The organism is Bifidobacterium mizhiense (genome assembly GCF_020884755.1).
In the GTDB taxonomy this organism is placed as follows: Bacteria; Actinomycetota; Actinomycetes; order Actinomycetales; family Bifidobacteriaceae; genus Bombiscardovia; species Bombiscardovia mizhiensis.
Genome location: NZ_BPWE01000001.1, coordinates 364,216 through 390,182, shown reverse-complemented (window position 1 = coordinate 390,182; position 25,967 = coordinate 364,216). Strand labels below are relative to the sequence as shown.

General features: G+C 60.5%; 23 protein-coding genes. 19 read left to right on the top strand and 4 right to left on the bottom strand.

Annotated features, from left to right (window positions below; all coding sequences use genetic code 11):
* Positions 1–594 precede the first annotated feature (594 nt).
* From ftsX to LPC22_RS01585, 9 genes are all read left to right on the top strand, one after another.
* Positions 595–1,518, top strand: coding sequence for a permease-like cell division protein FtsX (ftsX, locus tag LPC22_RS01625; protein WP_229131785.1), 924 nt, complete (start codon positions 595–597; stop codon positions 1,516–1,518).
* A gap of 87 nt (positions 1,519–1,605) precedes the next feature.
* Positions 1,606–2,994: a CHAP domain-containing protein gene (locus LPC22_RS01620; protein ID WP_229131784.1), complete on the top strand. Its 1,389-nt coding sequence runs from the start codon at positions 1,606–1,608 to the stop codon at positions 2,992–2,994.
* Positions 2,995–3,087: 93 nt separating this feature from the next.
* On the top strand, positions 3,088–3,564 hold the full coding sequence (gene smpB, locus LPC22_RS01615; RefSeq protein ID WP_024626674.1) for an SsrA-binding protein SmpB: 477 nt from the start codon (positions 3,088–3,090) through the stop codon (positions 3,562–3,564).
* Positions 3,565–3,853: 289 nt separating this feature from the next.
* Complete coding sequence (locus LPC22_RS01610) at positions 3,854–4,792, top strand: ABC transporter substrate-binding protein (protein WP_229131783.1); 939 nt, start codon at positions 3,854–3,856, stop codon at positions 4,790–4,792.
* A 109-nt stretch (positions 4,793–4,901) separates the two neighbouring features.
* A complete protein-coding gene (locus LPC22_RS01605; RefSeq protein WP_229131782.1) occupies positions 4,902–5,876 on the top strand; it encodes an amino acid ABC transporter permease in 975 nt (324 codons plus the stop codon).
* Positions 5,877–5,892: 16 nt separating this feature from the next.
* A complete protein-coding gene (locus tag LPC22_RS01600; protein ID WP_229131781.1) occupies positions 5,893–6,705 on the top strand; it encodes an amino acid ABC transporter ATP-binding protein in 813 nt (270 codons plus the stop codon).
* A gap of 87 nt (positions 6,706–6,792) precedes the next feature.
* Positions 6,793–8,685, top strand: coding sequence for a glutamine--fructose-6-phosphate transaminase (isomerizing) (glmS, locus tag LPC22_RS01595; protein WP_229131780.1), 1,893 nt, complete (start codon positions 6,793–6,795; stop codon positions 8,683–8,685).
* A 6-nt stretch (positions 8,686–8,691) separates the two neighbouring features.
* A complete protein-coding gene (locus tag LPC22_RS01590; RefSeq protein ID WP_229131779.1) occupies positions 8,692–9,444 on the top strand; it encodes a pseudouridine synthase in 753 nt (250 codons plus the stop codon).
* Between the two features lie 110 nt (positions 9,445–9,554).
* Positions 9,555–11,657: a beta-galactosidase gene (locus LPC22_RS01585; protein WP_229131778.1), complete on the top strand. Its 2,103-nt coding sequence runs from the start codon at positions 9,555–9,557 to the stop codon at positions 11,655–11,657.
* Here the strand turns inward: LPC22_RS01585 and LPC22_RS01580 are convergent.
* The gene (locus LPC22_RS01580) at positions 11,614–12,411 is read right to left on the bottom strand and encodes a type III pantothenate kinase (RefSeq protein ID WP_198189307.1); all 798 of its coding nucleotides are present in this window, start codon (positions 12,409–12,411) and stop codon (positions 11,614–11,616) included. The two genes, LPC22_RS01585 and LPC22_RS01580, sit on opposite strands and share 44 nt — an antisense overlap.
* 145 nt (positions 12,412–12,556) lie before the next feature.
* On the opposite strand from LPC22_RS01580, the gene LPC22_RS01575 reads away from it, so the two are divergent.
* The 10 genes from LPC22_RS01575 (at position 12,557) to LPC22_RS01530 (ending at position 22,913) form a co-directional block, all read left to right on the top strand.
* Entirely contained in the window at positions 12,557–14,203 is a 1,647-nt protein-coding gene (locus tag LPC22_RS01575) for an ABC transporter substrate-binding protein (protein ID WP_229131777.1), read from the top strand.
* A 2-nt stretch (positions 14,204–14,205) separates the two neighbouring features.
* Positions 14,206–15,183: an ABC transporter permease gene (locus LPC22_RS01570; RefSeq protein ID WP_229131776.1), complete on the top strand. Its 978-nt coding sequence runs from the start codon at positions 14,206–14,208 to the stop codon at positions 15,181–15,183.
* Positions 15,184–15,260: 77 nt separating this feature from the next.
* Complete coding sequence (locus LPC22_RS01565) at positions 15,261–16,211, top strand: ABC transporter permease (RefSeq protein ID WP_229132283.1); 951 nt, start codon at positions 15,261–15,263, stop codon at positions 16,209–16,211.
* Positions 16,202–16,996 (top strand): ABC transporter ATP-binding protein, encoded by a 795-nt coding sequence (locus tag LPC22_RS01560; RefSeq protein WP_229131775.1) that lies wholly within the window; start codon positions 16,202–16,204, stop codon positions 16,994–16,996. Before LPC22_RS01565 ends, LPC22_RS01560 begins: the two co-directional genes overlap by 10 nt.
* Positions 16,983–17,831 carry an ABC transporter ATP-binding protein gene (locus tag LPC22_RS01555; protein WP_229131774.1) on the top strand — a complete coding sequence of 283 codons (849 nt, stop codon included), beginning with the start codon at positions 16,983–16,985 and terminating at the stop codon, positions 17,829–17,831. The genes LPC22_RS01560 and LPC22_RS01555 overlap by 14 nt, the downstream gene beginning before the upstream one ends.
* 245 nt (positions 17,832–18,076) lie before the next feature.
* Positions 18,077–18,442: a GntR family transcriptional regulator gene (locus LPC22_RS01550; protein ID WP_045924708.1), complete on the top strand. Its 366-nt coding sequence runs from the start codon at positions 18,077–18,079 to the stop codon at positions 18,440–18,442.
* Entirely contained in the window at positions 18,439–19,299 is an 861-nt protein-coding gene (locus tag LPC22_RS01545) for an ATP-binding cassette domain-containing protein (protein ID WP_229131773.1), read from the top strand. The genes LPC22_RS01550 and LPC22_RS01545 overlap by 4 nt, the downstream gene beginning before the upstream one ends.
* Positions 19,296–20,258, top strand: coding sequence for a hypothetical protein (locus LPC22_RS01540; protein ID WP_101432673.1), 963 nt, complete (start codon positions 19,296–19,298; stop codon positions 20,256–20,258). The genes LPC22_RS01545 and LPC22_RS01540 overlap by 4 nt, the downstream gene beginning before the upstream one ends.
* Positions 20,259–20,348: 90 nt before the next feature.
* Positions 20,349–22,352 carry a RecQ family ATP-dependent DNA helicase gene (locus tag LPC22_RS01535; RefSeq protein ID WP_229131772.1) on the top strand — a complete coding sequence of 668 codons (2,004 nt, stop codon included), beginning with the start codon at positions 20,349–20,351 and terminating at the stop codon, positions 22,350–22,352.
* Between the two features lie 78 nt (positions 22,353–22,430).
* A complete protein-coding gene (locus LPC22_RS01530) occupies positions 22,431–22,913 on the top strand; it encodes an S-ribosylhomocysteine lyase (protein WP_029678668.1) in 483 nt (160 codons plus the stop codon).
* A 79-nt stretch (positions 22,914–22,992) separates the two neighbouring features.
* On the opposite strand, the gene LPC22_RS01525 is transcribed toward LPC22_RS01530, so the two are convergent.
* Genes LPC22_RS01525 through LPC22_RS01515 form a run of 3 tightly spaced genes read right to left on the bottom strand, consistent with a single transcriptional unit; the run spans position 22,993 to position 25,962 of the window.
* A complete protein-coding gene (locus tag LPC22_RS01525; protein WP_229131771.1) occupies positions 22,993–23,892 on the bottom strand; it encodes a dihydrodipicolinate synthase family protein in 900 nt (299 codons plus the stop codon).
* 2 nt (positions 23,893–23,894) lie between these two features.
* The gene (locus LPC22_RS01520; RefSeq protein WP_229131770.1) at positions 23,895–24,692 is read right to left on the bottom strand and encodes an amidohydrolase family protein; all 798 of its coding nucleotides are present in this window, start codon (positions 24,690–24,692) and stop codon (positions 23,895–23,897) included.
* Between the two features lies 1 nt (position 24,693).
* On the bottom strand, positions 24,694–25,962 hold the full coding sequence (locus tag LPC22_RS01515) for an MFS transporter (protein WP_101432670.1): 1,269 nt from the start codon (positions 25,960–25,962) through the stop codon (positions 24,694–24,696).
* Positions 25,963–25,967: the final 5 nt, after the last annotated feature.

Sequence of the window (25,967 nt, the reverse complement as noted above, 5' to 3'; positions counted from 1 at the left end):
AGCAGAACCTGCAGTCACCCGGAAATCTCGGAAGTCCGCTCGTGGTTCGGATACTGTTCGGCCCAAGTCGACCGCAGAAAGCAGGTCCCAGGATCGGCGGTCCGAAGATTCGAGCAGTCACGAGCAGGATAGGAAACCAGGTAGTGACCGCAAGGGTCTTGCGCATGATGATCACAATCATGACCGCGATCAAAGGGGGTCCAAGCAAGATGACAAGGTCAAGGGCCGCCAACCGTTGAAGGAAACCTCCGCTGAGGCTGCCGATCGTGAACAACAGTTCAAGAAGCCCGATCAGCCTCCGCGGCCCGATGTTTCCAGCTCATCCGAACCGACCGGCAAATCCGGTCAGGCTACGGCTCAAATGAAGCAGGACGACGCGCAATCCTCAAAGCAAGCCTCCAGCAAGAGCAGGACCAGTAAAAAGGACTCGACCGGCGAAATCGATCATGATGTCGAGTCTTACGATGCCGAGTCCATGGAGGCACCGCCGGCTCCGCCCGCTCCACCTGAAGCCCCCAAGGCGGCCAGGAAGTCCCAACAAAAGAGCGACGCACAGGCTCGGGATGAGCATCATGACAAGAAGAAGGCGGCACGATGAGACTGCGGTTCATCCTTTCCAGCACCTGGGACAACCTGCGGCGCAACGGGTCCATGATCCTCTCGGTCATGCTGGTCACTTTCATCTCCTTCCTCTTCATCGGCGCATCGGGCCTTATGCAGGCCCAGATCAGCAAGGCCAAGGAGGACTGGTACGACCAAGTAGAGGTGGTGGTCTGGCTGTGCCCGGACGGCGCCAGCCAGGCGGCATCCTGCGCGACCGGCAAGGCGCCCACCAACGACGAGATCGTCAAGCTGGAGAACACCATCAATACCGAGCTGCGCGACTCTGTGGCAAAAATCACCTACCAGAGCCGGGAGGACTTCTTCAAGAACACCTTCCTCAAGCAGTACCCCAACGGCACATACGAGGGAAGGACCATGACCGCAGCGGACATGCAGGCCTCCCTGCGTCTCAAACTCAAGGATCCAACCAAGTATCAGGTGGTCTCCGAGGTGCTGTCAGGACGTGACGGCGTAGAGGAGGTGTCCGACCAGCGTCAGATATTCGACCCGGTCTTCAAGATCCTCAACAGGGCTACGGCAGTCACCTTGGTTCTGGCCGTAGTCATGGTGATCGTGGCCATCCTGCTGACTGGCACCACCATCAGGATGAGCGCAGCCTCGCGTCGCAACGAGACCGAGATCATGAGACTGGTGGGAGCCTCCAACTGGACCATACGACTGCCCTTCATCCTGGAGGGTGTGGTGGCATCCTTGCTGGGATCTCTTCTGGCTGTCGGCGCTCTGAGCGCCATCGTCAAGCTTTTCATCACGGATTGGCTGGCCCGTACGGTCCAGTGGATGCCCTACGTGGATCAGTCCACGGTCCTGCTCATGGCCCCGGCGCTGATCCTGGGGGCCATGCTCTTGTCCGCATTGGCCTCTTCCATCTCCCTGCGGCGGTATCTGCGGACCTGATCCGCGGCGACGGGCCGATCGATCTTATGGGTACGAACTCTGCCATAATGATGACTAGCATGGATAAGTGATAGTGAGGACTTGACCATGAATCGTACGAAACACTTGGAAGCCATCTGCGGCCTGGTGGGGTCGTTGGCCATGATGCTGGGCGGTGGGATCCTGGGGTTGACAGTGGCCCCCGCACCGGCCCGGGCCGATTGGAGTAGCTATCAGCAGAAGGTACAGAGCCATGAGGCTCTGAAGAGCAAGCTGGCGGGTGTCAACAGCGAGCTGGCCAACCAGATTCTCAGTCTCAACGATCTGACTGCCAACCAGATCCCGGCGGCTCAGCAGAGTGCCGTCGAAGCTCAGCAGCAGGCCGAGCAGGCCGACAGTCTGGTTCAGGCAACCAATGACCGACTGCAGGCGGCCCGCAAGGATCGTGCCGACCTGGAGGCCAAGATCCGTCAGACCGGCATCGACTATGACGACGCCAAGGCCGGTGTGGCGCAGATGGCGAGAAAGAGTTTCCATGGCTCTGAGGCTTCCCAGGTCATGGACGTGGTGACCAAGTCCTCCAGCACCAAGGACTTTGTGGACAAGATGCAGTCTGACGCAGCCGTGACCCGATCCGAGGCCAACACGGCCAATGATGCCGCCAACACCCTCAATTCGTCCATGAATCGTAAGCAGCGTCTCGAGGCCATTGAGGAGCAGATCAGCACCTTGAAGGCTAAGGCCGATCAGCAGCAGGCGGCGGCCCAGCAGGCGGCAGCTGCGGCGCAGGCCAAACAGGACAGTCTGCAGGCCCTGCGCGATCAGGGAACCGCAGCACGCAAGCAGCTTGAGGGGCAGAAGGCTGCCCTGACCACTCAGTCAGCCCGTGAGGCCGCTGATATCGTGGCCACCGAGTCTATGATCGATTCCCTCAACACAGGCAATGCCGGCGGCGGGGCCGATCCTCATGCCGGTGGCGCCCAGCAGGTTGGCGGTGGTGGTTCTGCACCATCGCCGTCTCCGCGCCCTTCTCCGCCGAGCAACGGAGGCGGTGGAGGTGCCTCCGGTATGAATTATGGGGTACCTGGCAGCTGTCCTGAGGGCTCTGGGTTCTGCTACGGCCATCCTACCGGCAACTCGGTGGGCGGCAGTGCTTACCCCGCCCGTCAGTGCACGCTCTGGGCCTATATCCGCCGCTCGCAGCTGTCCCTGCCTGTGGGATCTTATATGGGTAACGGAGCTGACTGGGCCAACACTGCACGTAGTCTGGGCTACCTGGTCAATAACACTCCGCACGTCGGAGCCGCCATGGTCTTCGCCCGTGGTCAGCGGGTCGGTTACTGGAACGCCGACTGGACCTATGGCCATGTGGCCGTGGTCGAGCGGGTCAATGGGGACGGGTCTGTGCTCATCTCCGAAGGAGGCACCGGATTTGCCTCATTCCCTGCCTATGAGACGGTTTACGGGGCTGGCAACTACCAGTACATTCATTACTGACATCGAAGCGGACCAGGTCCGCCACCTGGGACGCCACTCCTAGCCGTCCGGCCTACCAGGCGACATGATCGGCATGGTCCGGAGGAGGACATCATGGCTAAGGAGACTGGCACGTCGATGATTGCCCAGAATCGCAGGGCCCGGCATGACTACCAGATCGAGGATCGGTATGAGGCCGGCATCGCCCTGACCGGGACTGAAGTCAAGTCCTTGCGCGAAGGGCGGGCCTCCCTGGCTGAGTCATTCGTTAGTATCGATCGTCGGCACGAGGTCTGGCTGGAGAACGCGAATATCCCCGAATATCTCAACGGCACCTGGAACAACCATGCCCCCAAGCGCAAGCGCAAACTGCTTCTGCATGCCAAGCAGATCATTCGCCTGGAGCGGCAGATTCAGGCCAAGGGCTACACCATTGTCCCCCTGAGTCTGTATTTCAAGGATGGCAGAGTCAAGGTGGAGATCGCCGTGGCAAGGGGCAAGCGCGAGTATGACAAGCGTCAGTCCCTGCGGGAGGAGCAGGACCGCCGTGAGGCCCAACGGGCCATGCGCTATCGGAACCGTCGGGGCTGAAACACGTGCTGATGCACTTTCCGATTCTCAGATGATTCTTGGATAGGGACAACTGACTCCTGATATTGCCTTGCACTATGCAGGTCGACACGCCCGGAGCTAAGGCGTCCGGCAGTGTTCTATAAGCTTCTGAAGCTTGCATTAGAGCCAAAATCCGTCCTGAAGAGCAAACCATGCTTGAAGATCATTGGTTAGCTGGATGCATAAAAATACAAATGTGTGCATAATAGTGCATGTCAATCAAGGGATACGGAGGGTCGCCTCGGGGCGGTCCGGAAGAGGAGAAGACATGGGCAAGATCAAGGCGATGCTGACGGCGGCTCTGAGTGTCGCCCTGCTGGCCTCCATCGGGGCCTGCGGAACTACCGACGAGGCGGACAACAGCAGTGCATCGGGTAAGGCCACAACAAGTTCCCATCCGGCGGCTTTTGACGTCAGCGGCATCAAGAAGGATCCGGCCATCGCGGCCAAGGTGCCTGAGTCGGTTTCCAAGGACGGCAAGTTGACCGTGGGCATGGAGACCTCGTACGCTCCGGGTGAATTCATGAATGAGGACGGAAAGACACCGATTGGCTATGACGTGGACCTGTCGAACGCCATTGCCAAGGTGATGGGGCTCAAGGGGGAGATGGTCAGTGCCTCCTTCGATACCATCATCCCCGCCATCGGCAGCAAGTACGACGCGGGTATCTCCAGCTTCACCATCACCAAGGAGCGGATGCAGTCGGTCGACTTCGTCACCACCTTCAAGGCGGGTACGGCCTTTGCCGTCAAGAAGGGCAACCCCTCAAAGATCAATCCTGATGACATCTGCGGCGTCAAGGTCGGCGTGCAGACGGGCACTATCGAAGAGCAGCAGGCTGCTGACAAGATCTCGGCAGAGTGCAAGGCCAAGGGCAAGAAGCCGGTGGATGTGCAGTCCTACAAGCAGCAGACTGACGCCGCCACGGCAGTGGTCAACGGCAAGATCGACGTCTTCTACGCCGACTCCCAGGTGACCGGATATGCCATTAAACAGACCGACGGCCAGTTGGAGAAGCTGGGCAAGGATACCGACATCGTCCTGCAAGGTGCTGCCCTGAAGAAGGGCAGCGGCATGGCCGAGGCCACCCAGGCGGCTCTTCAGAAGTTGATCGACGATGGCACCTACGCCAAGATCCTCAAGAACTGGGGCGTACAGAGCGGTGCGGTCGACAAGGCTGAGATCAACCCTGCGGTCTCTGACTGAGGCAAGCCTCCAGACGCGGGTCGGTTCAACAACCGGTCTGCGCCTAGCGGTTGGCCCGGCTGGATAGGCTAGGCCTGAATAAGTTCAGCGGTGCGGAAGGAAGCAGGAGATGCATACCAAGAAGGGGACGGACCAGATTCAGATCCCCGGCAGAATAGAGGCCAGGCCGGTACGCAAGCCGGGGCCGATTGTGGCTGCCGTCATCGTGGCCATTTTCGTGGCCATGTTGATCCACGGCATGGTGACCAATCCCAACTTTGATTGGCCTACGGTCTGGAAGTACCTCTTTAACGAACATGTCCTGGATGGCATCAAGTGGACTCTTCTGCTGACTGTCTACGCCATGGTTCTGGCCACAATTCTGGCCATCATCCTAGCAGTGATGCGCAAGTCGTCCAATCCGGTCCTGCGCTGGGTCAGCTGGTTCTTCATCTGGTTCTTCCGCGGCACTCCTGTATATACCCAGCTGGTCTTCTGGGGTCTGCTTTCCGTGCTGATTCCCAAGCTGGCCATTGGCATTCCCTTCGGGCCCGAGTTCTGGAGCGTCGACACCAAGACCGTGCTCAACGCCACCGTGGCCACGGTTCTGGGCCTGGGACTGAACGAGGCTGCCTACCTTTCCGAAATCGTCCGTGCCGGCATCGAGGCCGTAGACCCTGGCCAGGAAGAGGCCGCCAAGGCCCTGGGCATGCCGCCCGCCATGATCATGAGGCGGATTGTTCTGCCTCAGGCCATGCGCATCATCGTGCCGCCTACCGGCAATGAGACCATCGGCATGCTCAAGACTACATCCCTGGCTCTTGCCGTGCCCTTCACCCTGGAGCTCCAGTTCGCCACCAATGCCATCGCCAACCGCATCTACAAGACCATCCCGCTGCTGATTGTGGCCTGCATCTGGTACCTGGTCATCACTTCTGTGCTGATGGTCATCCAGGCCCAGCTGGAGAAGCACTACGGCAAGGGCTTTGATTCGCAGCCCCTGGCCGGATCGGGGGCCAAGGACGGCAAGGATGGCGAGGATCCGCAGACCCGTCAGGAGACCGAGAAGGTCAACAAGGTCATGATGGCCGGGCTGAACGCCTGAGCGCAGGAGGAGAATCATGGACGAGGACAGGCAGACCAAGAAAGACGGTCAAGGCGGCAAGGATCCGGCCATCGTCATCAGGAATGTCCACAAGGTATTCGGCGATCAGCATGTGCTGCGGGGGATCAACCTGGAGGTCATGCCCGGCACAGTAACAGCAGTTTTAGGGCCTTCTGGTTCGGGCAAGTCAACGCTGCTGAGGCTGATCAACCAGCTGGAGACCCGCACAGCCGGCGAAATCTATGTGGACGGCGAGCTGACCGGATACCGGAAGATCGATACGGGTAAGGGCCCTGTGCTGCAGACCCTGGATGACAAGGCCATTGCCAAGCAGCGTTCCAAGATCGGCATGGTCTTCCAGCGCTTCAACCTCTTTCCCCACATGACAGCCTTGGAGAACGTCATGGAGGCGCCTGTCCATGTGGGCCGGGTTCCCAAGACCGATGCCCGCCAGGAGGCTCAGGCCCAGCTGAAACGTGTAGGGCTCGAGGACAGGATGGATTACTATCCTGCCCAGCTCTCCGGTGGTCAGCAGCAGCGTGTGGCCATCGCGCGAGCCCTGGCCATGCACCCCGACATCATGCTCTTCGACGAGCCCACCTCAGCCCTGGATCCGGAGCTGGTGGGGGAGGTCCTAGGGGTCATGCGACAGGTTGCCCAACAGGGCATGACCATGGTGGTGGTCACCCACGAGATGGGCTTCGCCCGAGAGGTGGCCGAGCAGATCGTCTTCATGGATCAAGGCGTTGTGGTGGAGCAGGGAGGCCCTGATATCATCGACCATCCTCGCACCGACAGGTTCGCCGAATTCCTGCACACTGTGCTCTAGCCTCAGGCTCTGTTCAGGTTGTAGAAATTCCGGCAAGAAGCCCCATGGGCGGGCAGCGGCGAAACTCCCAAGGTTAGACTGGGGCCCATGTGTGGAATCGTCGGTTATGCGGGATCAGTACGGACGGCCTGCGGCAGGCCCTTGGAGGTCTGCCTCAAGGGTTTGGAGCGTTTGGAGTACCGAGGGTATGACTCGGCCGGAGTGGCCCTGGCTGCCCTTGGGATGACGCGGGTGGCCGTACGCAAGAAGGCGGGACGCCTGGGCAATCTGGTCGCCGATCTGAAGGCCAAGCCCATGCCCGAGGCCACCGTAGGCATCGGCCACACCCGTTGGGCCACCAACGGAGAACCCACTGATGTCAACGCTCATCCCCACATCAGCCGTGACGGCAAGGTCGCGCTGATCCACAACGGAATCATCGAGAACGCCTCCAGGCTGCGGCTGGACCTGGAGACCGAGGGATACACTTTTGTGTCCTCTACGGATACCGAAGTGGCTGCCAAGCTTCTGGGCAAGATCGCCCAGGAGATCATCGATGCCACCGGTCAGCCCGATATCTTCGAGGCCATCAGGCGTCTGGCCCGCATGCTCAAGGGAGCCTTTACCATCCTGGCAGTGGATTCAAGGCAGCCCGATCTGGTAGTGGGCATCCGGCACGATTCGCCGCTGGTGGTCGGTCTGGGAGACGGGGAGAACTACCTGGGCTCCGACGTGGCCGCCTTCGTAGCCTATACACGCCAGGCCATGGAGCTGGGGCAGGACCAGGCCGTCTGCATCAGCGCGGACCAGGTCAAGGTCACCGACTTCCAAGGGCATCCGGTGGAGCATCCGCGCCGTTACACCATCGATTGGGATGCCTCAGCCGCCGAAAAAGGCGGATGGGATTCCTTCATGGACAAGGAGATCCACGAGGACCCTGCGGCGGTCTCCAACACTCTGCTGGGCCGGTACGACGAGTCGGGCGACCTGGATTTGGACGAGGTTCATATCGACGAGGAGGTCTTCCGCCAGATCGACAAGATCATTGTTGTGGCCTGCGGGACGGCATCCTACGCGGGGCTGGTGGCCAAGTACGCCATAGAGCACTGGGTCCGTATTCCGGTGGAGGTCGAGCTGGCCCATGAGTTCCGCTACCGTGATCCCATCCTGACCCCACGCACCCTGGTCGTGGCCATTTCCCAATCAGGGGAGACCATGGACACGCTGATGGCGCTTCGGCATGCACGGGAGCAGGGTTCGCGGGTTTTGGCCATCTGCAACACCCAGGGGTCCACCATCCCCAGGGAGTCCGATGCCGTGCTCTACACCCACGCCGGCCCCGAGGTGGCTGTGGCCTCCACCAAAGCCTTCCTGGCTCAGATCGTGGCGGCCTACCTGTTGGGGCTGTACCTGGCCCAGGTCAAGGGGACCATGTATCGAGACGAAATCCACCAGACCATCGACAGCCTCAAAGCCATGCCAGCCAAAATCCAGAAGGTGCTGGACGGGCAGGCCGAGGTCATCAGCCAGACGGCTCAGCGCATGTCCAAGGCCCGCTCCTTCCTCTTCCTGGGTCGGCATGTGGGCTATCCGGTGGCCCTGGAGGGGGCCCTCAAGCTCAAGGAGATCGCCTACATCTTCACCGAGGGGTTCGCCGCTGGTGAGCTCAAACACGGGCCCATCGCCCTGGTGGAGCCGGGGGAGCCTGTGGTGGTCATCGTCCCCAGCGCCCGGGGCCGCAATGTGCTGCATGACAAGGTCATCTCGGCCATTGAGGAGGTCAAGGCCCGTGGTGCCTTCACCATCGTCGTGGCCGAGGAGGGCGACCCGGATGCCGACCGCTATGCTGACGTGGTCTTTTGGCGGCCGCCCTGCCCGACCCTGCTCAGCCCCCTGGTTGATGTGGTCCCCCTGCAGCTGTTCGCCTTGGACATGGCCCGGCTCAAGGGTCTGGACGTGGACAAGCCCCGCAATCTGGCCAAGTCGGTCACGGTGGAATAGGATCCCATGGCTGTCGGGTCCGAGCAGCAGGGACACCGGATGGTTCTGGAGGAGCCGCAGATTCCCTTCGAACCCAGAATCATATACGAGGATCAACGCATCATCGTGGTCGACAAGCCCCATTTTCTGGCCACTATGCCGAGAGGGATGTGGTATGCCAGTACCGTGCTGATCCGGATGCGTCGGCTCTACGGGGAGCCCGACATCATCCCTGCACACCGGCTGGACAGGGCCACGGCAGGCGTGCTGGTTCTGGTACGAGATCCGTCTGCCAGGCGGGCCTATCAGATGCTCTTCCAGGAGCATCGCGTGCGCAAGATCTACCAGTGTCTGGCGCCGGTACGACCCATAGCTCGCCCGCGGACCGGCACCGTGCGACACCTGGATCCGCCCCGGGTCTTCCCGCTAGAGCGCCGCTCCAGGGTGATCAAACGTCGAGGGATTCTCCAGGCCTGGGAAGAGCGCGGGCCGGTCAATGCCGTTACTCGAGTCGAGCTGACAGCGGGCCATGGATGTCTGGCCACCTACACCCTCTACCCAAAGACCGGCAAGACCCACCAGCTACGTGTGCACATGAACGCTCTGGGTCTGCCCATAGTGGGCGACGACCTGTACCCACGAATCCAGACCCGGGCCTATGACGACTTCTCCCGACCACTGCAATTGGTGGCCCGTCGCTTGGAATTCACCGACCCCTTCACCGGGGGTAGGCGCGCCTTCGTCTCTTCCGTTCCCTTGGATCCTCAAGGCGAGGCCTAAACAGTCAGCCTGGTGGGACATAATGGTCAGGGGATCCCGGAGCCGCGGGACGACGTGGACGCGGCAGGTATCCCCGTCCGAGGTTTGAGACGGACCAGGAGGTTCTACCCATGAGCAAACCGACACGGCGGCCCTATCGATGGCCCAAGCATCTCAAGGGTCAGCAGTCCCTCTGGTACGGCTGCGACTACAACCCCGATCAGTGGCCTGAGGATACATGGGATGAGGACATCAGGCTGATGACCAAGGCAGGGGTCAACGTGGTGGCCTTGGCGGTCTTCTCCTGGTCGCGCATAGAGCCCAGCCAGGGTGTTTTCGACTTTGACTGGCTGGACCGGATTATTGACAAGCTTGGTCGGGCCGGCATCGGAGTCAACCTGGCCTCGGCCACGGCTTCGCCGCCGCTCTGGCTGACCCAGGCCCATCCTGAGGTTCTGCTCAGGGACGAGCGTGGCGACACGGTTTGGCCCGGGGCCCGGCAGCATTGGCGGCCTACCTCGCCGATCTTCCGGTCCTACGCCTTGAAACTCTGCCGGGCCATGGCCGAGCACTACCGGGACAACCCCTATCTGGTGGCCTGGCATGTGGGCAATGAGTATGGCTGTCACAATCGCTTCGACTATTCCGATGATGCTATGCGGGCCTTCCAGCGCTGGTGCCGCCGCCGTTACAAGGACATTGAGGCCGTCAATCGCGCCTGGGGCACGGATTTCTGGTCACAGAGGCTGAGCGATTTCTCGCAGATTCTGCCGCCGCGTTTCATTGGCCAGGGGAATTTCCAGAATCCGGGCCGCATGCTGGACTTTGAGCGGTTCAGCTCTGACGCCCTCAAGGATTTCTACATGGCCGAGCGCGATACCTTGGCTGAGATCACCCCGGATATACCTTTGACCACCAACTTCATGGTCAGCGCCGGCGGATTCGCCCTGGACTACGACGACTGGGGCGACCAGGTGGACTTTGTGGCCAATGACCACTATGTGACGCCTGGCAGGGATCATCTGGAGGAGCTGGCCTATTCCTCCAGCCTGGTGGATGCCATCGCCCGTAGGCGCCCCTGGTGGCTCATGGAGCAGTCCACCTCGGCGGTCAACTGGCGGCCGGTCAACCCCCGCAAGGAGCCCGGACAGCTGGAGCGAGACTCCCTGGCTCACCTGGCGCTTGGTGCTGATGCCATCTGCTACTTTCAGTGGAGGCAGTCCCGGGCTGGCGCGGAAAAGTTCCACTCGGCCATGCTGCCTCATGCCGGCGAGGACACGGCAGTCTTCCGTGACGTTTGCCAGCTGGGAGGGGACCTGCAGGGCCTCTCGCAGGCTGGTTTGGCTGGTACCACGCTGGCCAAGGCCCCGGTGGCCCTGGTCTTCGACTATGCAAGCCAGTGGGCCAGCTCCCAGGCAGCATCGCCCAGCGACCGGGTCGAGCATGGCCAGGAGCCGCCGGTCTGGTACCGGGCCTTTCTGGACAACGCCATCCGGCCCGATGTCCTGCCGGTCAGGGCCGGATGGGAGGAGTATCCGCTGGTGGTCCTGCCAGCCCTCTATCTGATTGACGCTGACCTCTCCAAGCGGCTGCACAAGTATGTGCATGGTGGAGGGCGGCTGATCGTCACCTGGGGCAGCGGCATCGCCGACGAGCAGGACCGCGTCTGGACGGGAGGATATCCGGGGCCGCTTCGGGACCTGCTGGGTCTGTCGGTCGAGGAGTTCGCACCCATAGCCCCCGGTGTGCCCGGTCTGCTCGACCATTTGGATCTGACCAACGGGGTTACGGCGCACGACTGGGCCGATGTCATCGGCCACCTGGACAAGGGCACCGAGGTCCTGGCTAACTACCGGGCGGATCCCTGGACAGGGATGGATGGCATGCCGGCCATGACCGTCCATGACTGGGGTCATGGCAAGGCCGCCTACCTGGGCTGCCGTCTGGATGCCCAGGATCTGGCCAAGGTTCTTCCTGCCCTGCTGGAGGCCCTGGATATCGCTGATATGAGGTCAGTCCAAGGCGACCCCGATCTGTTGAGAGTTGAGCGAGTCAGCAAGGATGATCGGACGCGTTTCGTCTTTCTGTTCAACCGGACCAGGCATCCGGTGCAGGTTCAGCTGGAGGGCCAAGCCCTGGTGGGTTCACTGGCCAGCGTTGACGGGGAGGGCAAGCAGGCCAGCCTGCAGGTCAATGGCGCGCTGGTGCAGCGTGTGGTCGGCCATCGGCATTGAGCTGGTGAATCCTGTACATGCCGGCGAAGATCAGCTCGGGATCGTAGACCCCGATCAGGTCGGTGTCCTGTGAGAACGTACGGCCCATGCCTCCCGTGGCCACCACGTGGAAGTCACGGCCTATCTCGCTGCGGTACTGACGGATGATCCGCTCCAGGCCGCCAAGGAAGTTGTAATAGAGCCCGGCCTGCATGGCCGTCCTGGTGCCCGTGGCCATGATGGTCTGAGGACGGGTGATCTCCACCTGGGGGAGCTGGGCGGTCTGACCGGCAAGGGCCTGGGCCCCGGAACGGATGCCTGGCACGATCAGGCCGGAGCGGATGGCGCCCCTGTCATCCACATAGTTGAAGGTGGTGGCTGTGCCGAAGTCGATGACCAGGACCGGCCCTCCGTAGCGGTGGAAGGCGCCAACGCAGTCGGCCAGGCAGTCGGCGCCCAGGGAGCGCGGGTCGTCCAGACGGATGTTCATGCCCGTCTTCACACCAGGGCCCACCACCATGGGGTCGATGGAAAAGAAACGGATCAGGCAGGATCTGACGGCGTGCATGACCGCAGGAGCCACCGAGGAGATGATGGCATCCTGCACGTCCGCAGTCTTGTAGCCGGCCAGGGCCATGAGCTGCCCCAGCAGAAGCCCGAACTCATCGGCCGTGTGGTCGATCCTTGTGGTCAGCCTGTAGGAGGCGGCGACCTGGTCGCCCTCCATGAATCCGACCTCGATGTTGGTGTTGCCGATGTCGATGGCCAGCAGCATGTCTCTTCCTCCCTGCCGTCGTCCGGGCGCGTGGCGCTTTCCGAATCCATCCTAAGCGCATAAGCCTGGGTGATGGCTTCGGGGAGTATGCTGGTGGGCGGTGATCGACCAGAATGGCGGTCAACCACAGCATAAGGATTCGTCAATGAACGCAGATCGACACGGCACGCATGCCCATGGCAGCGTGACCGCAGCAGATACAGAGGCGGCCCAGGAGCCAGGCCCCAGCACTGACCCCGAACTCAACGCCAGGATCAGGCCTATGAGGTCGGGCGGCAACACCCTGCCCTGGAAGCTGCTCAGTCTCCTGCTGGCCGTGGCCTTGGCACTCTCCCTGTGGACCGGGCATCGTGGACCTATTGGCCAGGCCGAGGGAGGAACCGTAGCGGACACGGTCACGGTGGGGCTCAAGCTGGCTCCCACCAATCTGGACATCCGCAACCAGTCGGGCACGGCGCTGGATCAGCTTCTGATCGGCAATGTCTATCAGGGCCTGGTGTCACGGGATTCCCGGAACCAGGTGCGCCCGGGCCTGGCCAGAACCTGGAATGTCTCCGAGGACGGTTTGGTCTACACCTTCCACCTGTATGAGGGCATCCGCTTCTCCAACGGTCATGCTCTTCGGGCCCAGGACGTGGTCGACTCCATTCGTGGGCTCATGGCAGGACACTATCAGGGCAGCGAGATGCTGGAGGGTTTCCAGGGCGTTCAGGCTACGGATCCGCTGACGGTGCGCCTGATGCTGTCCAGACCCTACCAGGACCTGCTCTGGCAGCTGAGCGGCCGGGCTGGCCTGGTCTTTGACCGGCGGGCCCATTACGACATGAAGACCCAGGCCGTGGGATCCGGCCCATACCTGCTGGAAAGCTTCCGGCCAAACGATTCGGTCACCCTCAAGGCCGATCCGCACTACTGGGGCAGCGACAAGCCTAAGACGCCAACCATCGTCATCCGCTATCTCAATGACGACAACGCCGCTGTCAACGCCCTGCGCAGCGGGGATGTGCAGGTGCTGGCTCCGGTCACCGAGAACCTGGCCAGTCCCTTCCGCAAGAACCCGGACTTCCAGGTCAAGGCGGGCGACGACACCGACAAGTACGTCCTGGCCATGAATGGCAAGGGCGCCGCCACATCCGACCCGCGGGTGCGCCAGGCCATCCGCCATGCCATCGACCATCGGCAGCTGATCGCCTCCCGGGGCGGATCGGACAGGGCCCTAGGCGGCCCCATACCCTCCCTGGATCCCGGCTATCAGGATCTGACCGGGCTCTACCCCCACGATCCGGAGCAGGCGCGGCGGCTACTGGCCCAGGCCGGGTACGGTCCCGGTCACCGGCTCAAGCTGCGGCTGACCTACGCCAACACCTACGGCAGCGAGTTGGGCGATCAGCTGCGCTCGCAGCTGCGTCAGGTGGGCATCGACCTGGATGTGCGGGTGGTGGAGTTCTCGGTTTGGCTCCAGGACGTCCATGCCAACAAGGACTATGACCTGTCTCTGGTGGATCATGGCGAGAGCCACGACTTCCATCAGTGGGCCAATCCCGGCTACTACTACAACTATGACAATCGTCAGGTCCAGGAGCTCTATAGGCAGGCCATGGCCACGACCTTCGCCGATGACTCCGACAGGCTCCTGGCCCAGGCCGCCCGGATTGTCAGCAACGATGCAGCGGCGGACTGGCTCTTCAACTACCGGGTGACCACGGCCTGGCGGACGGGGTTGGAGGGCTTCCCGGTCGATCTGAACCAGTCCCTCATGCCCTTGTCCGACGTGACCTACAGGCGGGGATAGCCATGGCCAAATTCCTAGTGCGGCGCCTGGTGCTCTTCATCTTGGCGCTGATGGGCATCTCCCTGCTGATCTTCCTGGCTCTGCGCATCCTGCCCGGTGACGTGGCCGCCGTCATGGCCGGGCTGGATGCTCCGCCTGCGCGTGTTGACCGGCTGCGTCGGCAGATGGGCCTGGACCGCTCCTACCCAAGGCAGTATCTGGACTGGATCAGCGGCTTTCTGCAAGGGGACCTGGGCAGGTCCATTCTGACCAACCGTTCCATCGCCTCCCAGGTTGGTGTCCGGGCCCAGATCACCTTCCCGCTGATTCTTCTGGGGCTGGGCGTGGCTCTGCTGCTGGGCATTCCCCTGGGCTGTGCGGCCGCTCTGGCTCGCTCGCCACGGATGCAGTCATTCAGCCACATGGTAGCCATTGTGGGCGGATCAGTACCGGCCCTCTGGTCAGGACTGCTGCTGATCATGCTCTTCGCCAAGGGCAGCGGCCTGATTGGTCTGTTGCCCTCTCAGGGCTTTCCTGCACTCGGCTGGGCTCAGCCGGGTCAGGCCTTGGCGGCATTGATTCTGCCTGCTCTGTCCACCGGCATCATCGTGGGCGCCGGCATCATGCGGTACACCCGCTCCCTGCTGGGCGACATGCTCTCTTCGGGGTATGTGGACATGGGCATGGCCTGCGGGATGACCAGAACCCAGGCCGCCCTGCGCATCGGTCTGCGGCTGGCTTCTCCCCAGTTGGTTTCGGTGGTCGGGCTGACCATGGCCGAGATGATCACCGGGGTCATGGTCAGCGAGAACCTGTTCGCCCTGCCGGGACTGGGCTCCATGCTGGTCACCGATGTGGGCAACCGGGATCTTCCGGCCGTTCAGTCCGAGCTGCTTCTTCTGGCGGCCTTCTTCCTCTTCCTGGGACTCTTGGTGGACGTTATCCATAGATTGATCGATCCGCGCTTTCGAGGTGTGGCCAGGCAGGAGGCGGCTGACTGATGAGTTGGGAACATGCAGACAGTCCTCGCTTGGGATCGAGGGCCGCATTCCCGGGCCGACTGGGATTTTTCGGGCGGATGCGGGTGGTGCTGGCCAGCATGTGGGGCAAGGCCTCGGGGCGGTACTCGCTGATTGTTCTGGCCATATGGATCCTGGTCTCCCTGGTCTCCAGGTTCTGGACTCCGGTCCCTATCTGGACCACCGACGGGTACCGGATCTGGCAGGCCCCCAGCCGCGCCCACCTTCTGGGAACGGATGGTACCGGGGCAGACATCCTCTCCTGGCTGATGGCTGGGTCGGCCACCAACCTGGCCATCAGCCTTCTGGCGGTCCTCCTATCGGGCGTATTGGGGCTCCTTCTGGTCATGGCCATGGTCTCGCGCCGCTCTGGAGTATCCCAGACGGTCGTGGTCCTGGTCGACGCCCTGATTTCCCTGCCCACAGTTCTGCTGGTTCTGATCCTGGCTGTCCCCCTGGGACCCAGCATCGCCGTGGTTGTTGTGGCATGCGGGTTCGGATACGGACTCAACCTGGCCCGGATCGTACGACCCCAGGCGCTCCTGGCGGCAGAGTCGGACTATGTGCAATCCGCCCGGCATAGCGGGGTCGGATCCTTCAGAATCTTCTTGACTCATTTGGTGCCCAATGTCATTCCGGTCCTGTGCGTGCAACTTTCCATGTCGGCGGGGACCTCCGTGCTGGCTGAGGCAGGGTTGACCTACTTGGGGGTGGGTGTTCCCTCCGGTCTGCCCTCCTGGGGTCATTCGCTGACCACCTCGGTCAAGTTCATCAACGTCTTTCCGCTGACCGTGCTCTGGCCCGGCCTGGCGGTCACCATGGTGGTGGTGGCGCTGAACCTGTTCGGCGACGCCCTGCGTGATGCCATCGATCCGGTTACCAACCCCAGGCTCAGAGCCGCCGTGGCTGCCGCCGGACGGTCCACTCTTCAATCCGGGCAATCAGATGACGCTGATCATCATGTCGAGAATGTGGTCCATACAGGCGAGGGAGGCCAATCATGTCGCTGAATATTGACGGCCTGAGCCTGTCTATCAATGGCCGCACCATTCTCGACCAGGTGGACCTCAAAGTCGGGGACGGCCAACGGGTCGGCCTGATCGGCTCCTCAGGCTCCGGAAAGTCGATGATCGCCCGCTGCGTTCTGGGCACAGCACCGCTGACGGCCTCCCTTTCGGGATCCATTCTGGTGGACGGGCTTCAGATTCTCGGTTCCGATGACCGGTCCTTGGCGGATCTGCGCGGTTCCCGGATAGGCATGATCTTTCAGAATCCTTCCACGGCCTTGAACCCGGTCAAGAAAATCTACAGCCAGGTTGAGCTTCCTCTTCGCCGCCACTATCGCTTGAGCGTTCAGGAACGGCGCAGACGGGTCATGGAGATATTGGCCCAGGTCGGGTTGGATGCGGATCTGGCTGGATCCTATCCGCATGAGCTGTCCGGGGGCCAGCAGCAGCGGGCGGCCATAGCCACAGCCCTGGTCACCAAGCCCAGACTGATTCTGGCAGACGAGCCGACCACGGCCCTGGATGCCATAACCCAGCGGCAGATTGTGGACCTGTTGGTCTCCTTGGTCGACCAGAGCGGGGCCTCCCTGCTGTTCATCACCCATGATTTCTCAGTCCTGGCCCGGGTTGCCGATTACTGCTACATCCTCGATGCAGGGCGAGTGGTGGAAAGCGGACAGACGCAGAGCATTCTGCGCAGCCCATCCAGCACACAGGGCAGGACCCTGGTGCGAGCGGCCAGAGAGTTGACGCTGAGCACAGATGGAGGCAAGCATGAGGACGACTGACAGTGCACATGCCGATCCGATCCTGATCGGGGAGGGCCTGACCAAGGTCTATGCCTCCAGGGACAGTGGAACGGCTCGAGAAGCTGCAGTTGACGGCATCGATGTTTCCCTCCTGCCGGGGGAGTGCTTGGCGATCATAGGGGAGTCCGGCTCAGGGAAGACCACGCTTTCCCATATGCTCCTTGGTCAGTTGAGGCCTGATGCCGGGCAGGTGGCATATGAGGGCAGACCAGTTCTGCATGGTTCCCCGGCCGCCAAGGAGCTTGCCCGGGACTCTGCTCTGGTCTTTCAGAACCCTTTTGCCTCCCTCGACCCGCGCTGGACTATCGGTCGATCGGTTGCTGAACCTCTTCTGGCTGCCAGGCGCAGGGGAAGCGGGCACCTATGGCATCGTCGTCAGGGTGGGACGGGCTCTGCTGATCAGGTGGCCAAGGTCTTGTCAGAGGTTCAGCTTGATCCAGGCAGGATCATGACGGCTTATCCCTCCGATCTGTCCGGAGGCCAGGCTCAGCGGGCGGCCATAGCCCGAGCCCTTGTTGTCAAGCCCCGGATACTCTTGGCCGATGAGCCCATGAGCGCCATTGACGTTTCAGCACGCGTTGGGATTCTTCATACCCTTCAGTCCATCATGGCCCAGTCCAGAAAGCAGAGCAATCCGTCAAATGGCATGTCCATGATCATCATCTCCCATGATTTGGGCGTGGTTCAGCACATCGCGGACAGGGTCATGGTGCTCAGTCAAGGAAAGGTGGTGGAGGAGGGGCCTGTGAAAGCCATCCTCGATCACCCCAGTCAGTCTTATACTCGTCAGCTACTGGCAGCTGCGACCCTATAGGTACCGGTGCTCATCGGCATTCTGGCCAAGCAAAATTACATGAGTGCATGCCCGTCCTTGACGGAATGAAGGAGGGCAGCGAGAGCATCTGTGCAGAGAAACGGACGGTTAAAGACTGCACCTGATTTGACGGTTGGTAGAGCAAATCGTAGACTGTTGGTTAGTTACTCAAGTAACTAAGTAATAAACAGTAATGCAGATCCTAATTCGACGCCCCGAATCAAGGCAGACAAGGCGGTCAAACGATGGCGATCGAAATACCAGATGGTCGGCCCGTTTTCGTGAAGGTGGCAGACCGGTTGACCGAAGCCATAGCCGAGGGACTGGTCGCCGATGGTGAAAGGATTCCCAGCACCACGGAAATCTCGACTGCCTACCAGATCAACCCGGCCACAGTCCTCAAGGGGATGAACCTGCTGGTCGACCGGGGCCTTCTGGAGAAACGGCGGGGGCTGGGCATGTTTGTCACTGTCGGTGCGGGCCGGAGCGTTCGTGAGCGTCGCAGGAGGGAACTCCTGAACGGAAGGTTCCAGGATCTGGTCGAAGAAGCCAAGGCTCTGGACGTATCCCGTGAGGACTTGGACGCCATCATAGAAAGGGTCTACCAATGAGTCTGACAGTTTCCAAGGTGGACAAATCGTACGGAAAGCTGAAGGCCCTGGATGAGATCTCACTCTGCTTTGAGCCTGGCAATATATACGGACTCTTCGGGCGGAACGGAGCCGGCAAGTCCACCCTGTGCAATCTGATGACGGGTAGGACACTTCCTGACCAGGGGCTGGTCCACCTGGATGGAAGCGATCTGGTCAGCGACTCAAGAATCGCTCGCCGCGTGGCCTTGGTCAACGAAACCTGGCCCTATCCATCCCGACGACACATTAGACAAGCATTCGCCATGGCCGAGGGGTTTTACGGTGATTTCGACTGGCACTTGGCTGAGCGTATTCTTAAGAGCTTCGCATTGAGGCTGACTGACACTTTTGCTTCCCTCTCCATGGGGCAGCGTCAGGTGGTCAAGGACGTCATCGGACTCTGCCTGCCTGTGGAATACCTCATTCTGGATGAACCGACAACAGGAATGGATGCGGCGGCCAGGGAGAAGATCTACTCCTTCGTTCTGGAGGCCTATCAGCAGCGCGGACCGACCATGATCATCGCCACCCATATCATCAACGAGGTCAGCCAGCTCATCTCCCGCGCCACGATCATCGACCAGGGGCGGGTCCTGCGATCTTTCAGCGTGGATGATCTGTCAGCCCTGGGGATCACTGTCACTGGCCGTCCGCGTGACGTGGAGGGCTACCTTGCCCAGGGCGACCCACAGCCGCTGAGCAGGCAGCGCATCGGCGACCTGCTGCGCGTCAGCTTCGAGGGGCCAGTGTCCGACGAGCAGCCCAAGGGGCTTATTGTCGCCCCCATGGATCTGCAGACCTACTTCGTCCAGATAACGGAAGGAGCGGCACAATGAATAACACGCAAGTTGCGGGGGTAGTGCGGACGAAGACCAAGCTGGGGCCAGAAAGCCCCGACCTGGGTGCTGGACCAGCTGAAGGGTGGGCCCGAATCAAGAGTTTCCTGTCGCCTGCGGTGCAGACCCGGATGGCTCTGCGCGTACAGGTGATGCCGAGGCTGATCGTCTTTTTGATTTGGGCTCTCGTCCTCACTCTGGGTGTTATGGGGTTCATCCCCTTGAGCTCCGGGTTCACCGGTCTGTTCACCGAAATGGTGCTCATGGCCACCGCCTTCGTCTGCTCACTGACGACTTTCCGGCCCCTGATCTCCAACGCTGTGACTCGTTCTACAATCGCATGGACCCAGATCATCTCCAATGTGGTCATGGCCCTGGCGACAACCACTTTCATGATCGTGGTCGCGATTATCAGCAGCCTAGGCCAAATAGGATGGATGCCCTTTACGGAAAGCTACCAAAGGTTTCTCGTGCAGGGCTGTTCGCCTTGGAGACTGACTCTTGATCCCTGGAGCGTGTCATGTTTTAACCAGTCGTATGCTCAGCAGCCGTCCCGTTGGCTGGCTCTGGCGCTGCATGTCTTTATGGTGCAGATAGCCTTCGTTCTGCTTGGCCAGGTGCTGGGTGACCTGGCTGCCCGTCTTGATCGAAAAGGCAGATGTCTGCTGCTGGTAGGGCTGTTGATCTGTGTTGGTTTCTGGCATTCGATTTCCGGCTGGAATTTCTGGGGGTGGCAGCAAACGGCGGTTCAGATGATCAACCTTATGCGCGGCCATTGGATGTACAAGACCTTAAGCCCCTTCATGAATGTTGATTTATGGGGATACGTCACCGTGTATTTACTCTGGCCCCAAGTGGTCTTCACATTAGTCTTCTCCGCCATATGCATCCTGTTCAGCTACTGGCTCACCAGCCGTCGGCAGCTACCAGCTATCCAGGGGCTCAGCATTCTGGGTTAGTGGCAGGATGGCTAAGAATTCCAGCGACGATTGACCACATGGTCGTTCGCCCACTGCTTGACTCCTGCCGGGGCAATAGACTGGGGAATCATGGTGGACATCCAGGATGCAGGGCAGGCGCTGAAGCGGTATTTCGGATATGAGTCCTTTCGCCCGGGTCAGGAGGATCTGGTCAGGACCATCCTGAATGGGCGAGACTGCCTGGGTGTTATGCCGACCGGTGCCGGCAAGTCAATCTGCTATCAGATTCCTGCCACACTTCTGGACGGTCTGACCATCGTCATCTCTCCCTTGGTTTCCCTGATGAAGGACCAGGTGGACGGGTTGGAGGATGCAGGGATCCCGGCTTCGTTCGTCAATTCCACCCAGGACATGGATGAGCAGTCCCTGGCCCTGGCTCAGGCTGCCCAGGGACGCAGCAAAATCCTCTACGTGGCTCCGGAACGGCTGGATGCCCCCAGATTCAGGGAGTTCGCCCAGCATACGAGGATCTCCCTGCTGGCTGTGGACGAAGCCCACTGCGTATCCCAGTGGGGTCAGGACTTCCGCCCTGCCTACTTGGGCATCGGCGATTTCATCAGATTCCTGCCCAACCGGCCCACGGTGGCAGCCTTCACCGCTACGGCGACCGAGAAGGTTCGACGTGACATCGTATACATGCTGGGCCTGGACGACCCTTACGTAGCGGTGACGGGTTTCGACAGGCCCAACCTCTTCTTCGACGTGATCAAGCTGGAGAGCAAATACAAAAATCGCTGGGTGGTCCAGTACGCCCTGAAGCATGGCGATGACTCAGGCATCGTCTACTGTGCCACTCGCAAGGAGACCGAGGCCCTGGCCGATGACCTGACCAAGGCCGGTGTAAGCGCTGTCAGCTACCACGCTGGGATGGATGCCCAGGACAGGGAGCAGGCGCAACGGGACTTCGTCAACGACAAGGTGCAGGTGGTTGTGGCCACCAACGCCTTCGGCATGGGCATCGACAAGTCCAACGTGCGCTATGTCATCCATCACAACATGCCTGAGAGCATCGAGGCCTACTACCAGGAGGCCGGCAGAGCTGGACGCGACGGCGAGCCCGCCCGCTGCTCGCTGCTGTGGAACGAGAGCGACATCGTCACCCGCAGGCGCCTCTTGGACATGGACAACGGCAACGACAGATTGACCGGTGAGCAGGCTGAAGCGGTCAGAGCCGAACACCGGCGTCTGCTCAATGTCATGATTGGCTACTGTCGAACCACGGGTTGCCTTCACCAGTACATGCTGCGGTACTTCGGCGAGGAGGTGGACCAGGCTGCCGCGGGCCTTTCTCCTGCCGAGGCCGACAAGGGCAAATCCGTCCCGGTCGGGCATCCCGACACGGGCAGCGGTGGCTGCCAGAACTGTTCCAACTGTCTGAGCACCTTTAAGACCATCGATGTCAGCGATGTGGCCCGTGCCATCAGCAGGTGCGTGCATGATGTGAACCAGGGATTCGGTTCCGGCAAGATTGCCCAGATCCTCCGGGGTTCACGCTCGCAGGACCTTCTTCGGCGAGGGTTGGATCGGTGCCCCAGCTACGGGGCTCTGGACCAGGTTCCAGAGGCGCGAATCCGCGACGTGCTCAACCAGATGGCCTCGGACGGGTATCTGTACATTACCGAAGGGCGGCTGCCCATGGTCCATTTCGGACCCAAGGCCGCGCAGACGGTCAGTCCGGACTTTCACTATGAAATCAAGCGGACGGAACGCCCACGTGCCTCAGGCAAGGTCTTCGGCGGCGGGTCTTCTTCGACGGTCGACAATGACGGTCTCGATCAGGCCGGTGCAAGCGATGCCAACCCAGAGGATGAGGAACTTTTCCAGAAGCTGCGCGATCTGCGGACCAGCATAGCCCGCAAGATTGGCAAGCCTCCCTACATTGTCTTTTCCGACAAGGCACTGCGGGATATGTGTCGCCTTCGGCCCGCCGATGAGGCCACCTTCCTGGCCGTCAATGGGGTGGGACAGCATAAGCTGGAGCAGTATGGACCCCAGTTCATGGGTGTCATCTCCGAGTTTTCGGCCAAAAGAGGGGTGGATGTGGTCAGGGGAACTGCCGAATCTGATAGGTAGGTCGGCCTACCATGAGACATACACGACTTCATCAAGGTTGCCTTTCATACCGGGCGCCCGACAGGAAAGGAAATAACAATGGCTGACAAACCTATTGTAGAGAGCTTCCAGCTGGATCACACCAAGGTCAAGGCGCCCTACGTTCGACTGATCGACGAGGAGAAGGGGCCCCAGGGAGACATCATCTCCAACTATGATCTCCGTCTGGTCCAGCCCAATCAGAACGCCATTCCAACTGCTGGGCTGCATACCATCGAGCACACCATCGCCGTGCTCCTGCGCGAGCGCATCCCCGGATACATCGACTGCTCGCCCTTCGGTTGCCGGACGGGCTTCCACCTGCTTGCCTGGGGCCGTCATTCGACCGAGGATGTGGCCAAGGCCCTGAAGGAGTCGCTGGAGTTCATCGCCGAAAAGGCCACCTGGGACGACGTGCCCGGCACCGAGATCACCTCCTGCGGCAACTATCGCGACCATTCGCTCTTCTCGGCCAAGCAGTGGAGCCGCGACATCGTGGCTGCCGGCATCAGCTCCGATCCTTATGAGCGCAAGCTGGTCTGATCGCTGACAGACAAACAACTGGGCCTGAGGAAGGGTGGGTGCCTTTCCTCAGGCCCAGTTCGATGTAACAGACGAAAGCTCAACTACGCAGTATGGTTTCGATCTGTTTCATCTGATCGTCATCGATCTGCATGGCTGGTTCGCGGATGCGTGTGCTGATGGGCAGACCCTGCAGTCGCACAGCTCCCTTGATGGCCGACACGAACAAATCCGCAGTGTCGTAAATCGCCATCAGGTGGTTGATGCGTCGGGCCTTGTCGAGCGCAGTCTGGTAATCACCCTCTTGATAGGCCTGATGCATGGCCACGAAGGTTTCCGGTTCCACGTTGGTCAGGCCCGATAAAACACCGTTGCCTCCGCAGATGCGATTGACCATATAGTATTCGTCGAATCCGGAGAACACCGAGAACTCTGGGCTGACACGTCTGACTGCCGATACGACTCGGCGTGTGTGGCTGATTGTGTCCACGGTGTCTTTGATGCCAACGATGTTTGGACATTCTTGGGCCAGTTTAGCGACCAACTCCGGGGAGCAGTCGTTGCCTGTACGAGCAGGGAAATTGTAGAGGATCACCGGCACAGTCGAGGCGTGAGCGATGCTGGTGAAATACCTGTAAGCAGTCGGTTCCGAAGGGCCGAAATAATAGGGGCTGACAGCCACCACGGCATCGGCGCCGATTTGTCCGGCAAACTTGGTCAGATCCATAACCCGGTCCATGTCAGTGTCGCCTACTCCGACGAATACCTTCATGCGCCCCCGTATATGGTCGACGGCGAATTGCAGGGCTGAGCGCTTCTCTTGGAGATCATAGGCATAGAACTCGCCGATGCTTCCGAACAGGAGCACTCCATTAATGCCAGCCTGGATCAGATGGTCCAGATGTCGTCCCCACAGGTCGGTGTCGATGACTCCTTGATCGTCGCTGATGGTAATCGACGGACAGAATATTCCCTCGAATTTGGCTGATGATGTGCTCATGTTCACCCTTCCACAGTAAGCATATCGGCATCGATCCCATAGGCCCTCATGGCATTGTGCTTGAAGAAGTCCTCATCAGGGCCAAAGATGTCCAGCATCAGTTGCCAGTGTTCCCTGAGTGAGGAGTGCACGGTGACGACCGGCCAGTTGGAGGCATAGAGGATCCTATCCGGGGGAAATGTGTCCCTGACGAAGGTGACGATGTCGCGATCGACCGGCAAGTCGCCTGACACCTTGATATAACAGTGCGGCAGGGCCGCCATGGCCTGCATGGCCTTTCTGCAGGCTGGCGACAAGTCGGGCATGTTGCCCAGATGGTCCATGATGACAGTCAGGGAAGGAACCTGAGAGAAAGCCTGAGCCATGTCCGGCAGTTCTACCCCCCGGTTGCATAGCTCAAAGGGCAGGCCCTTATCAGCCATGGCGCGGAGCCCAGCGATGAAGGAGGGTTCCATGCAACGGCCGCGAGGGGCAGAGTCAGTATGCAGCGGCTCTCTGATGCCCGTAGCGTTGATGGGCACTCTCATATAGGGCCCTACCTGGGCTCGGAGCATTCGGGCAAGGATTTTGGGGTCATCGTTCTCATAGACCAAGCGATCCTCTAATAGGGGGTCGTCCGAGTCTACTTCCACATAGACTCCGCCCAGAAATTCCACTCCCAGCTGCTCGTATTCCCTTTCCAGCTCGTGAAGGGGAAAGCTCCGGTTCAGTGAGGGCATTCCGTCCAGCCAAGGCAGATGCTGCCGCGCAAGATCCCACATATGGAAGTGAGCATCGATGACCTGTAGTTGTCGTGTCATGTCAGGCTCCCTGCTTAAGACCTATGCGGCACCCGCGGAAGGCATACCAGGCGATGTAGAGGAATCCGGGCACGGTCACCAGCATGGCGATTTCGATGCCCATGGCATCCTGAATGGCACCCAGCAGCAGCGGGATCAGGGCTGCTCCGACGATACTCATGACCAGCGCCGAAGAGCCGGTCTTGGCGTCGTTGCCCCTGATGCCCTTGAGCGTCAGCGAGAAGATGGTGGGGTAGCCGATCGATATGAACAGATAGGCAACCAGGAAGCAGATGACCGAGAATCGTCCCAGACCTAGGAATACCAGAACCATCAGCACGGCTGTGACGCACATGTAGATGCCCAGTATCTTGCCGGCATCGAATTTGGTCATTAACGGAGTGGTCAGGAACCGTCCAAGGGTGAACAGCAGCGACAGCAAGGCCAACAGTGTGGCAGCCAGACCGGCGGTGATGCCGGCGCCCCAGTGTTTGAGAGCATAAGCGGAGAACATGGCCATGCCTGCCACCTGCAAGCCGATAAAGATGAACTCGGCGATCACGCCCAGTACGAAGTAAGGGCGTTTCAACAGACTTGAGGTGCCGGAACCGGTGCCAGTTTTCCCTTCCTGCTCGTCATCGCCGGGTGGTGTTGGCAGTTTGAAGACGATGAAGACAGCTAACACCAGCAGCAGGACGATGCCGATGACGATATAGATCATTCTGGTATCAGACAGGAACTTGACCTTGGCTTGCTCAAAGCCCGGCTCTTTTGGGGTCAGGGTTTTGGACAGGACTCTGCCCAAAATCAGAGGCCCTACCACGTTGCCGACGCCGTTGAAGCTCTGTGCCAGATTGAGTCTGAAGGATTCTCCTTTTTCGTCGCCCAGCTTGGTGACGTAAGGGTTGCAGTTGGTCTCCAGAGAGGAGGCACCCAACGCTACCACGAACATGGCGAATAAGAAGAGCCCGTAGCTGGCCATATTTGTGGCCGGCACTACGATGAATGCTCCAACCGCGAACAGTATCAGTCCGGAGATGACCCCGCCCTTGTAGCCGAAGCGCTTGGAGATGATTCCGGCTGGGATGGCCATGACGAAGTAGGCTCCATAGTAGGCCACCTGCAGCAGCGATGCCTGGGTGCTGTTCAGCTCCATGTAGTTGCTGAATGGGCTGTTGAGGGCGTTGACCAGATTCATGGTCAATCCCCAAATGAAGAAGAGTCCGATGACCAGGGTTATGGCGACAGTGGCCTTGGATCCGCCCTTGTTTCGTGTATTTGTATTTTCCATGGCAG

Bases quoted from the DNA above. Each gene is read 5' to 3' on its own strand.
- ftsX (WP_229131785.1), top strand. From the start codon at position 595: ATGAGACTGCGGTTCATCCTTTCCAGCACCTGGGACAACCTGCGGCGC.
- LPC22_RS01620 (WP_229131784.1), top strand. From the start codon at position 1,606: ATGAATCGTACGAAACACTTGGAAGCCATCTGCGGCCTGGTGGGGTCG.
- smpB (WP_024626674.1), top strand. From the start codon at position 3,088: ATGGCTAAGGAGACTGGCACGTCGATGATTGCCCAGAATCGCAGGGCC.
- LPC22_RS01610 (WP_229131783.1), top strand. From the start codon at position 3,854: ATGGGCAAGATCAAGGCGATGCTGACGGCGGCTCTGAGTGTCGCCCTG.
- LPC22_RS01605 (WP_229131782.1), top strand. From the start codon at position 4,902: ATGCATACCAAGAAGGGGACGGACCAGATTCAGATCCCCGGCAGAATA.
- LPC22_RS01600 (WP_229131781.1), top strand. From the start codon at position 5,893: ATGGACGAGGACAGGCAGACCAAGAAAGACGGTCAAGGCGGCAAGGAT.
- glmS (WP_229131780.1), top strand. From the start codon at position 6,793: ATGTGTGGAATCGTCGGTTATGCGGGATCAGTACGGACGGCCTGCGGC.
- LPC22_RS01590 (WP_229131779.1), top strand. From the start codon at position 8,692: ATGGCTGTCGGGTCCGAGCAGCAGGGACACCGGATGGTTCTGGAGGAG.
- LPC22_RS01585 (WP_229131778.1), top strand. From the start codon at position 9,555: ATGAGCAAACCGACACGGCGGCCCTATCGATGGCCCAAGCATCTCAAG.
- LPC22_RS01580 (WP_198189307.1), bottom strand. From the start codon at position 12,411: ATGCTGCTGGCCATCGACATCGGCAACACCAACATCGAGGTCGGATTC.
- LPC22_RS01575 (WP_229131777.1), top strand. From the start codon at position 12,557: ATGAACGCAGATCGACACGGCACGCATGCCCATGGCAGCGTGACCGCA.
- LPC22_RS01570 (WP_229131776.1), top strand. From the start codon at position 14,206: ATGGCCAAATTCCTAGTGCGGCGCCTGGTGCTCTTCATCTTGGCGCTG.
- LPC22_RS01565 (WP_229132283.1), top strand. From the start codon at position 15,261: ATGCGGGTGGTGCTGGCCAGCATGTGGGGCAAGGCCTCGGGGCGGTAC.
- LPC22_RS01560 (WP_229131775.1), top strand. From the start codon at position 16,202: ATGTCGCTGAATATTGACGGCCTGAGCCTGTCTATCAATGGCCGCACC.
- LPC22_RS01555 (WP_229131774.1), top strand. From the start codon at position 16,983: ATGAGGACGACTGACAGTGCACATGCCGATCCGATCCTGATCGGGGAG.
- LPC22_RS01550 (WP_045924708.1), top strand. From the start codon at position 18,077: ATGGCGATCGAAATACCAGATGGTCGGCCCGTTTTCGTGAAGGTGGCA.
- LPC22_RS01545 (WP_229131773.1), top strand. From the start codon at position 18,439: ATGAGTCTGACAGTTTCCAAGGTGGACAAATCGTACGGAAAGCTGAAG.
- LPC22_RS01540 (WP_101432673.1), top strand. From the start codon at position 19,296: ATGAATAACACGCAAGTTGCGGGGGTAGTGCGGACGAAGACCAAGCTG.
- LPC22_RS01535 (WP_229131772.1), top strand. From the start codon at position 20,349: ATGGTGGACATCCAGGATGCAGGGCAGGCGCTGAAGCGGTATTTCGGA.
- LPC22_RS01530 (WP_029678668.1), top strand. From the start codon at position 22,431: ATGGCTGACAAACCTATTGTAGAGAGCTTCCAGCTGGATCACACCAAG.
- LPC22_RS01525 (WP_229131771.1), bottom strand. From the start codon at position 23,892: ATGAGCACATCATCAGCCAAATTCGAGGGAATATTCTGTCCGTCGATT.
- LPC22_RS01520 (WP_229131770.1), bottom strand. From the start codon at position 24,692: ATGACACGACAACTACAGGTCATCGATGCTCACTTCCATATGTGGGAT.
- LPC22_RS01515 (WP_101432670.1), bottom strand. From the start codon at position 25,962: ATGGAAAATACAAATACACGAAACAAGGGCGGATCCAAGGCCACTGTC.